This window comes from Salinimicrobium maris (assembly GCF_049680855.1).
Taxonomy (GTDB): domain Bacteria; phylum Bacteroidota; class Bacteroidia; order Flavobacteriales; family Flavobacteriaceae; genus Salinimicrobium.
This window is the reverse complement of the sequence record NZ_JBMPGS010000002.1, coordinates 914,873-930,347: the sequence shown is the minus strand read 5'-3', so window position 1 is coordinate 930,347 and position 15,475 is coordinate 914,873. Positions and strand designations below refer to the sequence as shown.

Here is a 15,475-nt window from a genome sequence, read left to right as displayed (position 1 = left end):
TATTGTGGTTCGATTCAATAATGGCTTAAGCAATATCCTGCTACATAGCCGGTATACGTTCATGAATGACTTTTATCAATGTTTCAAGTTTATGTTTATATATATGGACTTCATATTCATAAGTTTCATTCTCCTGCGTTACTATGGTGAGGGTATTTTTAAGGTCCATCACAGGTAGTAAAAGGCGTAGAAAATCCTGTATCACATCATTTGTACGGGAAAATTGCCCGGAATAAGAGATGTCTTTGATCCTGGATAATTCAAAATCGGTTTTTCGTGATAACAATCCAAACAGGTGTTTTCTCTTAACCTGCAATTTATCTTCATAAACGATCAGTTCTTTTGAATCAATAATCAGTAAGAATATCAGTAAAAAAATTCCCAGTGCAAGTTGATTGATATTCCATTCATTATCTAAACCAAATAAAACACCCTGCATAAAATAAATCAGGCATAGAACGAAAATTGAATCTTTCACATAGCGCACAGTTGAAAATGTGCTGTAAAGAGGTTTTTTTCTGGTCATATTAAATTTTTGTCAAGGCCCAAAACAATAAATTGCAGGGATTTTCTATTTGGACACTTTGAGGGATGGTGTCAAAATTTTAATGATTCATTGTTGCCTCTTTTTTATTTCAGTTCGTAATTTCCGTTTGCCCATTTTATTGTGGGTTCAATCCATTCTTTTAGCGGCTTAAACAAAAACCCGTGTCCCAGGCCTGTATTTAATTCCAGTTCTTTAAAGTGCCTGATTTTACAATTAGAATTTTCTTTTCTTTTAATTGCTGAAACTCCAAACGGGTCGGTGTTTTCATAAATGGTCAAAATATTACCACAATAATTTATTTCCGGAATGTCTACTAAATCGGTATCACTGAAACTTGCCACAAACACAAAATTTAATTCGGGATTATTTGCAAAAGTTGAAACGTACTGAGCTATATATCCACCCTTTGAAGTTCCAACAATCGTTATTTTTTCAGGGTCGGTTCCATTTGAGATTAAACTGTCGATCTGGTTTACAATTTCGAGCGCATAATCACGCGCGTTCACATTTCCATTTCTTTTTTCGCTAACGACATGAAATCCGCTTTGTTTAAATTCCCTCAAAATTTCTTTGTATTCTGTCCTCCCGAATTCTGGATGAGCTTCATCCAGGCCGTGCTCTTCTAAAAAGCGATTATGTAAAAAGAAAATAAATCGGTCATGATTTGATTGTCCGCACGCAGAAAATGTGGAGCAAAAAAGAATTCCAACTAATAAAATGCTTTTCATTAAAGGAGAATTTTTTCAATTTGTGGGAAACGTCCCGTGTTGTTTTTATGCACTTTTGGTACCCGTTTTAATAATGGAAACTTGTAATTTCCCATTCTCCGTTTTTTGGTTTAACCAATTCAACCTTAACGCTCATTTCCTTGCTTTCTCCTATTACGTTGATATCATAGGTAGCTGTACCTTCACCATTTTGAACGCTGACTTCTCCTGTTGGCATCCATCCAAAATCTTTAATTCCGCCCACATATTCTATAATTTCTTCATTTCTTTCAATTTCCGAGATTGCAAGTTTATATGCTTCTGATGATTTCAGTGCTGAGGACACGAAAGTGAAAAAAAGTATGAAGAAAATTACTCCTAATCCGATTACTGGTAATACTCGTAATAATTTCTTTGGCCTTTCTGGATTTTGGAAAACGAGAGTTTTACCCAGCTTATCTCCTAATCTCTGCTTGTTCTTGCTGAAAAGAATTGCTATAAACTCAACTGGCCAAATTATGAGTGGAAGATTCCTTGCAAATAGTTTCAAATGAGAGGGGGAGTGAATTTTATAATTTTCGTCTCTTCCAACTATTCCCATCACCCATTTTCCAAAACTAATTCCCTTATAATTGTCTTTGGCCAAATACAACAAAAAGCTTCGTGGAGCAATAATTACACAGGGTTGTACGCAGTTTTATATATTTAATAAATCATCAATATTCGATTTTTTTTTCTTTATTGTCATATCCCACTTATGTATTTTATTCTCAATTTTCTTTTGGATATTTTCTACTACTTCATCTATACCTCTAGAAACTAAAAATTCAAGTAATTCATCATTTTTCAAAAGTCTAGGTATTCCACTTTTTCCATTTTCAGATTTCTCCAATTGTTTATCATAAATTTTTATAAAATCATCCTCACAACTGCGTTTTTCTGGAAACATCCATATATCGTTATAGTCGTAAATCTCGCAAAAGTCCAAAATTGCATTTTGAAAATTTGCGTGTCTTAAAATCCTTAATTTTGTCGTTCCGTTCTTATTGAAATCTCTTTTCCACAAAGTTGGATTAATTATTTTAAAGTAAGATTCTACAAGTTCTTTCCCTTTTTTATTTTCAAGCGGTTTATATATTTTTTTTAGTTGAGGAATTAGGAAATTTGATATAAAAATTGTTTCATCCATTTCAAAACACAGACTCCAAAAATTGAAACTATAATCAGTACTTGATTGCTGTAATACACTTGATAAATTTTTATATGCTTTATGTTTCTTGTCAGTTGGAAGTCTATTGATAAACAACGCTGTAAAATATTCCTGCATCGAACGATGGGGAAAGAAATATTCAAAGCCGTCTAGAATTAAAATAGAAATTGAAGTTCTTAAATCATAAATCAAACTTTCGGTAATATATTCATAATCAGATGAATCTCTTACCTTATCTAAAATATCAGTCATATATTCATTTGTAAAAGAATATTGACCTTCAATTAAGGTGAGGTAAGAAAATATTGATAATATATCTTCGAAATCATCTCTTTGAAGATTTGTTAATTTTTCTCTTGGAAAACTATTTTTTGTTATACCATCGTGTCGAGAGTATAGAGTGTCAAATACATTTCTATAAAATGCTGTTTTTCTCTTAGGAATTTCTGGGTGGTTTTCAAAAGCCATTATAAACATTGAGAGTAATAATGGGTTTCTTAAAAATTCATAATAGTTTTGATTTTTTGGGTCGAGAACTATATTTTTTATTCGGTCTTTTCTTTCTCCTTCTTCGACAATTTTTGAAATAAACCCAATTACATCGTCATCATCTAATGGGCATACTTTAAAGTCATAAAACCTTGGAAAACCCTCAATTCCACTACCAGGACGAGTTGTTATTAGAAATTTATTATTTGAATAAGAATCAACAAATAATTCTATTTGCCTGTTTATATCTTGTTTTTTGTCTGAAAAAATTTCGTCATATCCATCTAATAAAAACAAAAATTTACCACTTTCTAATGCTCTTTTAAATATACCATCGCTAGGTTTAACTTTAGATTTAAGTATTTTCTCTGTGATAAGTTTTTCAAATTCTCCTTTGAATTCATTTAGGTTCCTTAATTCAATTAAAATTGGAATACGGTTTTGATTAAAAATTGTTTGTAGAAAAATATGTTTTATTAAAGTCGTTTTACCACTTCCAGCCGAACCAATAATTGTTATATTGTTGTAATTTGTAAATAGCTCATCAAGGTCATTGAAATCAGTTGTTAACTTTTTATATGTTGCTTTAATTGGGAAATATATATCGTTAAATCTCACCTTTTCACTTCTATGAAGAAAAGTGTTTGTAAAGTAATATTTTTCCGTTTGTGAGTGTAGATAGTCGGTTAAACCTATTTCAAAAAAATTATCCCATTCGTTGTGTACGGCTTTAAATCCATCGACTAAGGGCTTAATTAATCCTGTAATTTCAATGTTAGGTGTTAGTGTCATATTTGTTTTTCTAATTGCGTAAACATATATATAAATTTACTGTACAGTTAGTTGCAAATAAGAGTACAGCCATTCCTGGTTTCAATAAAAATGTAGGGATGCCGTAAACTTAACAAAATATTGAGAACGGCAGCAGGATTTCCTTCAAAATGTGTAAGAAATTTCAGCGGGATGATAAAATGCTTCGGGAAGTGATCTATACAGGGATCTTCCGCTTCCGGTAGCGTTCAGCAAAGACGGCGATCAAGAGCAGTTGTGAAATGTGGTACAGCATGATGGGCAGCAAAAGCAAGCCTGTATTGGCGGCATTGCCAAAAATAATCTTCACCATGACCGAGGCGTGCACCAGTGATTTCTTGGTTCCGCAGAATTTGACGGTGATGGTATCTTCCGTAGAAAGATTCAGCAGCCTGCACACATATCCGGTTCCAAAGTAGACTACAAAAAACAGCAGGATCACCGCAGCAAATAATTTTACAAGGTTTGCAACACTCACAGAATCAAAGAAATTGGAGGCAAAAGAAGCACTAAAACTGGAATAGACTATGAGAATGATGATGCTCTTGTCAAAAAAGCTGAGTTCTCTGCTGTATTTCCTCGCCAGCTCGCCAAGAAATCGCTGCATGAACAGCCCGATAATTAATGGCAGCACAATTTGTAAAAACAGTTTTGTGATGACATTGCCGAATTCAAATTCGGCAGAATTTCCCATAAAAAAGCTCATCCACAACGGAGTGGCAAAAATGCCCAGCAATCCTGAAAGGCTGGCGTTAAAGATCGCGGTGGGCAAATTTCCTTTTGCCAGGGAAACCATTACGATGGAGGAAGAAACGGTAGAGGGCAGCGCTCCCAAAAAGAAGAGGGCGATCCAGAAATCACTGCCGGTGCCGCCTTCAAAAAGCGGGATGAACAGCAAAGTGAGCAATGGGAAAACAATAAAAGTGGTGACCTGGATGAGGATGTGTGAGCGGTAATTCAGGAAACCCAGTTTAAATTCTGCCGGGGAAAGTTTGAGTCCGTAGAAAAAGAAGATGAACCCAATTCCAATATCGGTGATGGTCTTTAACGGCAGGATCTCCGGTCCCTGCGGCAGGAGGTAAGCCACCGCAATGGACAGCAGCAGGGCGGCTATGAATCCGTTGAACTGCAAATTACAGCTCTATTTTCACGTTATCCAGTTCCTGGATGTGCAGGTATTCTTCAGAAACAAAATCGGTTTCATGAAATTCGGTTTTCCTTTTTTTCTTGTTCTCGTAGCGTTTGATGCTTTTGGCAAACCGCCGAATGTCTTCATTAGATTTCAGGATGAGGCCCGGCACTTCAAAAGATTTTCCTTCGGCATCTTTGGCCACCATGGTAAAATAGGAAGAATTACAATGTTTGCATTCGCCGGTCTGGATATTCTCTGCCTCCACACGAATCCCGATCACCATAGAACTTCGCCCCACATAATTCACCGAAGCCTTCATCGTCACCAGTTCCCCAATCTCTATAGGCCTTAAAAAATCAACCGTATCTACACTTGCGGTCACACAATAAACCCCGGAATGCTTGGAAGCACAGGCGAAGGCGATCTGGTCTAAAAGGGAAAGCACATAGCCCCCGTGGATCTTGCCGTTAAAGTTGGAGTGGGAGGGAAGCATCAATTCTGAAATCGTTACCTGGGAATCTTGTACTGTTTTGAAGGTCATTGTCTTTTTGTTTTGGCTGTTGGCTGTTGGCTGATTGCTTCAGGCTCTTTAATTTTGCTTATTGCTTATTGCTTATTGCTTACTGTTTCCTGTTCATTGTTTCTCTACTCTATTTCCGCATAAACAAGGTTCATGAATTCCTCTATTTTTGAAGGTTCCAGCCAGCGGGTTACGATCACGAGTTCGTTCTCCTGGTCTATAATTATAAAATTTCCACCAAAACCGGCTGCATAGAAAACGTCTTCCGGAATATTTTCCCAGTTTTGTTCATTAAGCCACCACATATAGCCGTAATTGGGGTTTGCTTCGGAAGGAACCATTGCCTCCCGTACCAGTTCTTCGGAAATAAGTTGTTTCCCGTTCCAGTTTCCGTTGTTCATGAAGAGCAGGCCAAAGCGGGCCATGTCTTTGGTGTTGATGAACATTCCACCACCCGAATGTCCGCCACCGCTTACCGACTGCATTTTGAGTCCGTCGATGGTCACCCACGAATTGTCATAGCCATACCAGCGCCAGGTTGTGGAGGCGCCAATGGGATCCATAATTTCTTCCTTTAATACCCGCGGAAGTGGTTCTCTAAAAACATTCAGCAGGGAATAGGCCAGCACGTTCACCCGCACATCATTGTACTTGAAATAGGTGCCGGGTTCATTCAGGTCACGGGCTCTCCAGTCGTCAATGCTGCCATCGCGCGGTGGGCGATCTGCCCAGTCAAAGCCGCCCCACAACTGTCCGCTCCAGTCAGATGTTTGTTGCAGCAAATGCTCCCAGGTAATTTTGCTGTTATGTTCCCCTTCAAAAGTGCCATCCCAAACGTACTTTTCAACAGGTTCCTCTGCTTCAAAAAGGCCTTTTTGAAGTGCGAGCAGGGCAGTGGTAGAAAGGAAGCTTTTGGTAACGCTAAAGGTCATGTCCACCCGGTCAATATCTCCCCAGCTGGCGATCAAAAAACCGTTTTTAAGGATTATTCCTGCCGGGCCGCCGCGCTTTTTCGTAGGCCCCAGGATTTCGTGGTAAGGTTCATGTTGAAAGCCTTTTAGAATGGCCTGTCGCAGGTCTCGTGATTCTGAATACTCGTTTTCTTCAGCAAATTGGATGGCTTCAGTAAAATCGAGGTCAAATTCTGATGCCGCTTTCTGTTCCCATTCACCTGCAGGTGGAAAATAGATTTCCTGGGCAGTGAAATTCAGCGTAATCAGAAAGGCAACTGCTGTAAATACTAGTTTAGGGTTCAAGTTATTCATGGAATCAAGTGTTTATTTATCTGAAGTATCAAAAATGACATTTTCAATTCAATTTTTATTTTCTATGTTTTCTTCGTATTCCGAAGCTTTTTTGATCACCGTCTCCGGAAGTGCTTTTTTTGCGGTCGCACCCATTTTCTTTAATTTTTCCACGCGGTTGATCAGGTTTCCGTTGCCGTCATACAACTTGTTCATAGCGGCCTTATAACCCGTCCTGGCCTCATCTATTTTCTTACCTATTCCGGAGAGATCGTTCATGAGTCCGTGAAATTTATCGTAAAGTGCACCTGCCTGCTTTGCAATTTCAATGGCGTTTCGCTGCTGTTTTTCATTGGTCCACATACTGTCAATGGTGCGCAGCGTTGCCAGCAGGGTCGCCGGAGTTACAATGACGATATTCTTTTCGAAAGCCCAGTTATAGAGCGAATTTTCGTGATTGATGGCAACTGCAAAAGCAGGTTCAATGGGGACGAACAAGAGTACGAACGACGGACTTTCAATAGAATACAGGTCGTGATAATTCTTGGAACTTAGCTGCTCAATATGCCTTTTTAGAGAGGTAATATGATCTTTTAGATGCCTTGGTTTCTCGGCTTCGTCCTCCTCGTTGACCAGCCGTTCATAGGCATTGAGGGAAACTTTCGAATCAATGATCATTTTCTTATTGTCGGGCAGGTGAATCACGACATCCGGCAGTACGCGCCGGCCTTCTTCGGTGGTAAAAGCCGTTTGCACGAAATATTCCCGGTCTTTTTCCAGTCCGGATTTTTCCAGCACGCGTTCCAAAACCAATTCGCCCCAGTTGCCCTGCATTTTATTGTCACCTTTCAAAGCCTTTGTAAGGTTCACCGCCTCTTTGCTCATTTGCTCATTCAGCTCTTTAAGCCCGCGGATTTGCTCCTGAAGCTGGGAATTCCTGCCAATATTGTCTTTATGCGTATCTTCCACTCTTTTCTCGAAGCTCAGGATCTTTTCCTGTAATGGATGAAGGATATTCTGAAGGTTTTCTTTATTCTGAAGTGTGAATTTCTCTGATTTCTGATCCAGGATCTTGTTGGCCAAATTTTCAAATTCCCTGCTGAACCGCTCCTGAAGTTTTTCTACTTCGGCCTTTTGCTCCCGATTCCTTTCCAGCAGATTCTCAAATTCTGAATTCCGGCGCGTAAGTTCGGTATTCAAAAAGTCCTTTTCTCTTCGGATTTCTTCGCGTTCGCCGCAAGCTTCCTTCAGTTGTTCTTCTACTGATAGTTTTGCTTCCCGGGATTGTTGTTTCAATTCCTCCAGCTGCTGTGACACCTGCACCTTGTAATTCTCAAACTGGATATTTAGCTGACTATTCCTTTCAGAAAGGGCACTTTGGGCGCTTTTTCCTTTTAGGTTTGCTATAAAGATCCCGATGAAGACTCCTACAGCAAAAACAATTAAAAAACCCGCAATGAGAATAGTTTCATTCATTAAAGAAGTAGTTTTTTCAAAGATAATTATTTTTAAGTACGCGGCTCGAAATGGGAGGTGAGAAGCGGCGAATTAGTAGCTTTTTAATTTATCTAGAGTTGTGCACAATTAATTAAAAGAATCTTCGCCAATTTCTATTATACGTATATTTTATCTATTTTTACACGTACAATCATTTTGTTATGGATAGGAAACTAACATTAAAACTTGACCAGGAAATAATTGAACGAGCGAAAAGATATGCTTCAGATAAAAAAATGAGTTTATCACGAATCGTAGAAGCATATTTACAGTCGTTGACAACTGAAAATAAGGAATCAGATATAGAAATATCTCCATTCATTAGAAGTTTAGCTACTGGAACAAAAATTCCGGTGGAATTAGATCAAAAAAATGAATATTCAGATTCATTGCTGGAGAAATATAAGTAGATGAAAAAGAGATTATTTCTGGACACCAATGTTATTCTTGATTTACTCGGGGAACGAGAACCTTTCTATGACTCTATTGCTAAAGTAGCGTCATTAGCCGATAAAGGAGAATTGACAATAGTTGTTTCTCCAATATCATTTGCAACAATAAATTATTTTATTTCAAAATTTGAGACTGCACAAATTGCGCAAGAAAAATTGAGAAAATTTAAAATCATATGTGAAATCTGCAAACTTGATGAGCACGTTATAGAGAAAGGATTGAACTCTGATTTGAAGGATTTTGAAGATGCTTTACAATATTTTAGTGCCACAGATTCAAATTGCGACATTATAATTACCAGAAATGGAAAAGATTTTAAAAAGTCTATGCTTCCAATCATGACTGCAAAAGAATATTTGCAGAGTATCAAGCCAAAATAACTACGCCTAAAAAAGAACTTCGGGAAAAATGCTTATGAAATTCATTGGGTTTTCTTGATCTTAGATTGTAGCCGTCAAAACTTAAAATCAGGAACTATTGACGATCAGGTTTTAATTTTAAATGACTCACTGTCGCGGTCGAAGATAATGAGGTCTTTTGGGAAGACATTTTCAAATGCCCTTTTTGACACTAGTTCTTCGGGGCTGTCATGGGTAATTTTGTCCTGCTGCATCAAGATTATTTTATCGCAGAGCTGTATGGCAAGATTGATCTCGTGAGTTGCAAAAAGAATGGCTTTCCCGGTTTCGCGGCTTAGTTTTTTCAGGAGTTGTAAAACCTGGGCTTTGTGGTACATATCGAGATGTGAAGTGGGTTCATCTAAAATTACCAGCGGCGTGTTTTGCGCCAAAGCTCTTGCGATAAGCACTTTTTGGAACTGCCCGTCACTAAGTTCATAGCATTTTTTCTTCCGAAGCTCAAAAATATTCACCCGTTCCAATGCCTGCTGAATGTGTTTTTTGTCTTCAGCTTTTACCGTGCCTATCCAGTTAGTGTAAGGCTGTCTTCCTAATGCTACGAGTTCTTCCACACGCAGGTTGCGGGAAACAGGTTGTTCGGTTAATACGAGACTAATTAATGAAGCCAGTTGAGGAGGATCGATTTGCTCCCTGTCTTTTTCCTGAAGAAAGATCTTTCCGCCTAAAGCCGGTTGCACGCCGCTAAGGGTTCTTAAAAAAGTGGATTTACCGACTCCGTTTATACCAATCACCGCCACGAGTTCTCCTTCAAATAGCTCAACATTTACTTCCGAAGAAATTACCTTTTTTTCCCGCTTATGGAGATAACCGGTGCTAAGGTTTTCCGTCTTCAGAATGGTATTTTTTTCTTCGCTGTTCATCATCCTCCTCTAAAAAATGAATTTTCTCTTTCTCACCAGGAGCCAGATCACCACCGGTGCTCCCACAAGGGAAGTAATGGCGTTGATTGGCAGCGTGTATTCGCTCCCGGGAAGTTGCGCCACGATATCGCAAAGCAACATTAAAATCGCACCTCCAAATATGACGGCGGGCAGTAGAATTCTATGATTATTGACAGGTATTACCTGTCTTATGAGGTGTGGTACCGCAAGACCTACAAAAGCGATGGGTCCTGCAAAAGCAGTGATACTGCCGGCCAGTAAACTGGTGGCAATAATAATAGCTGCCCGGTTGCGGTTAATGCGTAAGCCCATGCTTTTCGCATATTGTTCGCCTAATAAAAGGCTGTTCAGGTTCTTTATACGAGAGACGGCGAGGATGATTCCCAGTGCCCAGAATATGAAAAGAATTCCCACTTCCTGCCAGGAAAGATCGCCCACACTTCCCAGCGACCAAAAAATATACTGCTGTAAATTATCGGCCGGGCTAAAATAGGAGAGCACGCTCACCACGGCCGAAGTGAGACTCGCAAACATGAGTCCGATAATAAGAATAGCCATGGTATCTTTAAGCCTGATGGAAGCTACCATCACAGCCAACATAACGAGCAGGCTTCCAAGGCTGGAGGCAATTACCAGTCCCCAGTTGGAAAGAATGAGGACAGATGCAATTCCGCCGAAAATCGAAGCGCCCATGATCACCAAAGCCACGCCCAGGCTGGCGCCACTACTCAATCCTAAAACGTAAGGCCCCGCCAGCGGATTCCTGAACATGGTTTGCATGAGCATGCCGCTTACTGCCAAGCCAGAGCCGGTAAGGATCGCAGTAACTGCTTTGGGCAAGCGGTATTCTAAAATAATATAATTCCAGCTTTCTTTGCCGGCTTCACCGTCAAGGAGTACAGAGAAAACATCTTTAAAAGGAATACTTACAGACCCAAAACTAATGTTCAGGAACGCGGTCACTAAAACCAGCAACAGTAACAAAAGAAGACTGAATCTGTATTTTCCTGAGACTTGCAATTATTGAAGCGGTTTGTAAAAAGTGGTTTCGTAATCGGGTAAAAGATCAGGGTGGAAAATGGAGATAAGATCTTTCAAAACCAGATCTGGCCGAACCGGCGCCCTTTCATAAAAAATAACTCCGCCGGTTTCCCCTTTTTCACTACTATAGGTGTAAATATTTCTTTTTTCAAAGGCCTTAAAACGGGTGTAGTGGGACGAGGTATTGCGCATTTCTTCATAAGACTGAAACTGCGCCGGACCCATCCAGAAATCTGCATCCTGCGCCTTTTCCAGCACAGTTTCAAAAGCCAGGGCCATACTGCCATTTCCGGAGGTTTCAGCATAGATATACTTTGCGTTGGCATCTTCGATAAACTGCGCATGCCAGCTGTCTCCATAAGGCAGGTACCATCGGTCTTTATACATGGCTCCGCTAAGCACAGTTGGCTGGTCACCTGAATTTTCTGCAAGTGCTTTGGCTTCTAAATAATCCTGTTCTACAGTCTCAAAAAAGGCATTTGCCTCGGAAGTTTTGTTGTAAAGAGCACCAAAAAATTTGATCCATTCGGCTTTTCCTAAAGGAGAACTTTCGGTCCAGTCGGCATTAAATACCACCGGAATTCCGCTTTTTTGAATGGTATTGAGAGATTTGCTGCTGCCGTCAATGGAAAAGCCAATGACCACATCGGGTTGCAGGTTTAAAAGTACTTCGGTATTGATAGCTTCGTTCTGCCCCAGTTCTGTAATTTCACCGTTATTGATCCTTTTCCGGGTCTTTTCCGAAGAAATATAGTTGAGTCCGGGAAAGCCAATGAGAGTTTCTTCCTCATTGAGGATTTCCAGCGAGGGAATATGCGTGGTGGAAGTCACCACGATCTTTTCCACGGGAACATTAACCCGCTGGTCATATTCCAGCCCTTCCGGAATTTCAGAGCCTTCTTCGGCCAATAAATACCTGTACGTGATGTTGGCATTGGGCCAGGGATTTTTTACACTTAAGATCTTGTAACTGCCGTGATCTATAATTGAAAATCCCTTTGCATGTTCAACGGGAATTTCGGTTCCTGCTTCCGGAAGAATTTCGGTTTTCTCTTTTTCATCAGTCTTACAGCTTAGAAAGCATAAGAAAATGATGAGGCCGGTTATGTTTCTTGTAAATCTCATTTCAGAAACCAAAAGTAAGATTTTTAATTTTTCAGCTGCCAAATAAGACAAAATGTTTACTTTCGTGCAAACTTTGGTTCAATAAAGATCCTGAAGAAATAGGGAATCTGAATTGATTAAAAGGGAATCAGGGGAAAACCTCTGAAGTTGAAAATACGAGGTACGAAGTTAGAAATATAGCGTAAAATCAACTTTTTGAATATTTTCCATTGAAGAACGAGAGTGAGTGAAATGCCAGAAATTATACTTCTAATTTCAACTTCTCACCTCCAACTTCGAATAAGCCTGAGCTGTTCCCGCAACTGTAAGCTAAGTCCCGAAAGGGATGCCTGTTGTTAAAACTTCAAATACCACTGTGCCAATTCATTGTGCATGGGAAGGTAAACAAACAGGACGCGAGCCAGGAGACCTGCCAAAAACAACTATAAAATCGAGACTTTCGGGATAAGAGTCAGAGGCAGATGAGAAAATTACGTTTCAACTTATTATTAATGCTAGTGCTGCTGCAGTTTTCTTCTGTATTTGCGCAGCAGGATTCCATTAATGTACTTGACGAAGTGCTTATTGATGCCGAGCTAAAGGTGTTTTCAACCGGACAGCTGGTACAGACGATTTCAGATTCTGTTACCAAAAAAAACCGCCCCACGCTAACTTCAGTCTTAAATTATAACACCCCGGTGTACTTTAAAGAAAATGGCCTTGGAATGGTGTCTTCTCCTTCTTTTAGAGGAACAACGGCTTCTCAAACAGCCGTGCTTTGGAATGGCATAAATATCAATTCACAGTTTAACGGCCAAACAGATTTTAATACCATTAATGCTGCAGGTTATGATGAAATAGCGGTGCGGGGTGGTGGCGGAAGTGTGGTGTATGGTACGGGTGCGATTGGAGGTACAGTACATTTGAATACTAACCTGTCTTTTCGGGAAAAGCTGGAAAATGACATCTTTGTTCAATATGGAAGTTTTAACACGCTGGATGCAAGGTATCAGGTAAAAGGGGCGACAGGTGACGTTAGCTTTAGTGTTTCAGGGGCACGCAATAATTCAGATAATGATTACGAATATCCTCAAAATGAAGGAGAGAATATTAATGGACAATTTTATAATAATAATCTCAGTGTTGGGATAGCCTATCGGATAAATAGCCGCAATACCTTTAGTTTTTACAGTGAACTTTTTGATGGAGAACGCCATTTTTCATTAATAAGACCTTCTGAAACTAGAACAAAATACCAGGATTTGAACATCCGCAATTTGCTGGAGTGGGAGAGCAAATTCTCTCGTTTTACTTCTTCGGCGAAACTGGCTTTTCTTGATGAAAATTACAAGTACTTTGCGAATGTTGCGTCTGAAAATTTCACTTTTGGAGAGGCAGAAACTTTCATTGCTAAACACGAATTCAAATATACAGCTTCAGATAATCTACAGCTGAATACTGTTCTTACTAATACACATACTGTGGGAGAAGGCAGTGATCTTGGTGAAAACAGAAGGAATATATTTTCCGCAGCATTTCTTCTGAAGCACTGGCTTAATGAGAAGTTGAGCTATGAAGCCGGAATTAGAAAAGAAATTACTAAAAATTATGATAGTCCGGTATTGTTCTCTGCGGGTGCGAATTACCAGTTTTCAGAATTTTACGGGATAAAACTAAATGCATCAAGAAATTTCAGGATTCCCACCTATAATGATCTTTACTGGTCTTCTTCCGGAAATCTTGATTTAGCTGCTGAAACTTCCTTGCAGGGAGAGATTGGGAACCGCTTTTCCTGGCAGGATGTGGAGTTGAACGTGACGGCTTATTATATAGATATAGATAACATGATTCGCTGGCTCCCTGGTAGTGACGGTGCATGGCGACCAGAGAACGAAGATGAGGTACAAACCTACGGGGTGGAAGGGGTACTTAACTGGAAAAAGGATTTTAGAAATTATGGGTTTTTAAACCTTGCAGGGACTTATGCCTTCACGGTTTCCGAAAACAAACAAACACACAACCAGCTCATTTATGTCCCGTATCATAAAGCTACGGCTGCTATTGCATACTCTTATAAGAGATTGGAACTGGATTATCAGTTTCTATTTAACGGCGAAGTTTACACCCGGTCAGACAATGATTCACAGTACAACCTGGAAAGCTATTTGGTTTCAAATCTTGGTGCTTCCTACAGATTTGGAGCAAATCAAAATTACAGGATGGGGGCAAGGGTTTTTAATCTTTTTAATGAAGCCTATGAGAGTGTAGAAAACCGGTGGATGCCGGGAATCAATTTTAGTATATATCTAAACCTTAATTTTTAAGACTATGAAAATTAGCAAACTATTTTTATCTGGATTAATGGGAATATTCCTGTTGAACTCGTGTAGTAATGATGATGACACTATTACTCCGGAACCCATTTCTGAAGGGGATTATAATAACGGACTATTCGTGTTGAATGAAGGCGGAATAGGATCTGTTACTTACATTAGCGATGACTTGCAAACTGTTGAAAATGATATATATGCTGCTGTTAATGAAGGAGATGATATAGGGCAATATGCACAATCAATGTTCTTTACAGATGAACTGGCTTTTATTATTAGTGGTTCCAATGTAATTACAGTTGTTGACCGGTACACTTTTGAACTGGTAGGTAAAGTTGACACAGGATTGCAGGGGCCAAGATATGGTGCAGTTGTAGATGGGAAAGCTTATGTAACCAATCACGGTGCGTGGGACAATTATACCGATGACTACCTCGTGGTGATAGATGTGGAAACTCTTGAAATAGAGGAAACAATTGTTATTGGTGACGTTGCAGAAACGGTTATTGCAGAAGATGGACTTCTTTATATTCAAAATGCAGCTTTTGGAAACGGTAGTAATAATATAAGTGTATTCAATCCTGAAACTAAAGCCATTGAAAGAACGATAGAGGCAAACGCAGCATTAAACGATTTTGAAATTTACGAGAACCGTATTTATGCACTTAGTGAAGGTGGACTGCAGGTGAGAGATTTAGGGAGTGGAGAAATAGTTTCTGAAATTACTTTTTCTGAAGATTTGACCGGTGCCGGTGAGCTTGATGTTGATAATGATGTTATTTATTACACGATCAATAGTGACGTATATATGGTAGGAGCGGATGCTACGGAACCTGCGGAAAATGCGATCATTACTATTAGTGGTTCAGAATCTTTTAGTAATTTATATGGATTTGAAGTACAAGGTGGAAGAATTTATGTCGCAGACAGCGGGGATTATTCATCAAACAGTTCCATTTACATTTATTCAATAGGAGGAGAGCTTTTGGAAGAAATTGCTGTAGGAATTGCTCCAAACGGCTTCTACTTCAATAATTAATCTTAGGAATTATTAGAGCAAAAAAAATCCCGCAGCAATTGCGGGATTTTTT

General features: G+C 39.3%; 15 protein-coding genes and 1 riboswitch. Of the genes, 4 read left to right on the top strand and 11 right to left on the bottom strand.

Features of this window, described 5'->3' with window-relative positions; all coding sequences use genetic code 11:
* Positions 1–40 precede the first annotated feature (40 nt).
* The 8 genes from ACOV1Q_RS09770 to ACOV1Q_RS09735 form a co-directional block, all read right to left on the bottom strand.
* A complete protein-coding gene (locus ACOV1Q_RS09770) occupies positions 41–526 on the bottom strand; it encodes a hypothetical protein (RefSeq protein WP_424494193.1) in 486 nt (161 codons plus the stop codon).
* A 104-nt stretch (positions 527–630) separates the two neighbouring features.
* Positions 631–1,275, bottom strand: a complete 645-nt coding sequence (locus ACOV1Q_RS09765; protein WP_424494192.1) for an alpha/beta hydrolase — start codon at positions 1,273–1,275, stop codon at positions 631–633.
* A gap of 67 nt (positions 1,276–1,342) precedes the next feature.
* Positions 1,343–1,900, bottom strand: coding sequence for an RDD family protein (locus ACOV1Q_RS09760; RefSeq protein ID WP_424494191.1), 558 nt, complete (start codon positions 1,898–1,900; stop codon positions 1,343–1,345).
* A 51-nt stretch (positions 1,901–1,951) separates the two neighbouring features.
* Positions 1,952–3,745 carry an NACHT domain-containing protein gene (locus ACOV1Q_RS09755; RefSeq protein ID WP_424494190.1) on the bottom strand — a complete coding sequence of 598 codons (1,794 nt, stop codon included), beginning with the start codon at positions 3,743–3,745 and terminating at the stop codon, positions 1,952–1,954.
* A gap of 196 nt (positions 3,746–3,941) precedes the next feature.
* The gene (locus tag ACOV1Q_RS09750) at positions 3,942–4,895 is read right to left on the bottom strand and encodes a bile acid:sodium symporter family protein (protein ID WP_424494189.1); all 954 of its coding nucleotides are present in this window, start codon (positions 4,893–4,895) and stop codon (positions 3,942–3,944) included.
* Between the two features lies 1 nt (position 4,896).
* Complete coding sequence (locus ACOV1Q_RS09745) at positions 4,897–5,436, bottom strand: acyl-CoA thioesterase (protein WP_424494188.1); 540 nt, start codon at positions 5,434–5,436, stop codon at positions 4,897–4,899.
* Positions 5,437–5,540: 104 nt separating this feature from the next.
* Positions 5,541–6,680 (bottom strand): serine hydrolase domain-containing protein, encoded by a 1,140-nt coding sequence (locus tag ACOV1Q_RS09740; RefSeq protein WP_424494187.1) that lies wholly within the window; start codon positions 6,678–6,680, stop codon positions 5,541–5,543.
* 48 nt (positions 6,681–6,728) lie between these two features.
* A complete protein-coding gene (locus ACOV1Q_RS09735; protein WP_424494186.1) occupies positions 6,729–8,135 on the bottom strand; it encodes a DNA recombination protein RmuC in 1,407 nt (468 codons plus the stop codon).
* Between the two features lie 182 nt (positions 8,136–8,317).
* Here ACOV1Q_RS09735 and ACOV1Q_RS09730 point away from each other — a divergent pair, with 182 nt between their 5' ends.
* Entirely contained in the window at positions 8,318–8,566 is a 249-nt protein-coding gene (locus ACOV1Q_RS09730; RefSeq protein WP_424494185.1) for a DUF6364 family protein, read from the top strand.
* Complete coding sequence (locus tag ACOV1Q_RS09725) at positions 8,567–8,989, top strand: type II toxin-antitoxin system VapC family toxin (protein ID WP_424494184.1); 423 nt, start codon at positions 8,567–8,569, stop codon at positions 8,987–8,989.
* A 104-nt stretch (positions 8,990–9,093) separates the two neighbouring features.
* Here the strand turns inward: ACOV1Q_RS09725 and ACOV1Q_RS09720 are convergent, their stop codons facing one another.
* The 3 genes from ACOV1Q_RS09720 to ACOV1Q_RS09710 are packed head-to-tail and all read right to left on the bottom strand — an operon-like array spanning position 9,094 to position 12,126.
* On the bottom strand, positions 9,094–9,888 hold the full coding sequence (locus ACOV1Q_RS09720) for an ABC transporter ATP-binding protein (RefSeq protein ID WP_424494183.1): 795 nt from the start codon (positions 9,886–9,888) through the stop codon (positions 9,094–9,096).
* A gap of 9 nt (positions 9,889–9,897) precedes the next feature.
* Positions 9,898–10,929: a FecCD family ABC transporter permease gene (locus ACOV1Q_RS09715; RefSeq protein ID WP_424494182.1), complete on the bottom strand. Its 1,032-nt coding sequence runs from the start codon at positions 10,927–10,929 to the stop codon at positions 9,898–9,900.
* Positions 10,930–12,126, bottom strand: a complete 1,197-nt coding sequence (locus ACOV1Q_RS09710) for an ABC transporter substrate-binding protein (RefSeq protein WP_424494181.1) — start codon at positions 12,124–12,126, stop codon at positions 10,930–10,932. It lies immediately after the preceding gene.
* A gap of 6 nt (positions 12,127–12,132) precedes the next feature.
* A riboswitch (cobalamin riboswitch) is annotated at positions 12,133–12,506 on the top strand.
* Between the two features lie 30 nt (positions 12,507–12,536).
* On the opposite strand from ACOV1Q_RS09710, the gene ACOV1Q_RS09705 reads away from it, so the two are divergent.
* Positions 12,537–14,378: a TonB-dependent receptor plug domain-containing protein gene (locus tag ACOV1Q_RS09705; protein WP_424494180.1), complete on the top strand. Its 1,842-nt coding sequence runs from the start codon at positions 12,537–12,539 to the stop codon at positions 14,376–14,378.
* A gap of 4 nt (positions 14,379–14,382) precedes the next feature.
* Positions 14,383–15,423: a DUF5074 domain-containing protein gene (locus ACOV1Q_RS09700; RefSeq protein WP_424494179.1), complete on the top strand. Its 1,041-nt coding sequence runs from the start codon at positions 14,383–14,385 to the stop codon at positions 15,421–15,423.
* Positions 15,424–15,475 lie beyond the last annotated feature (52 nt).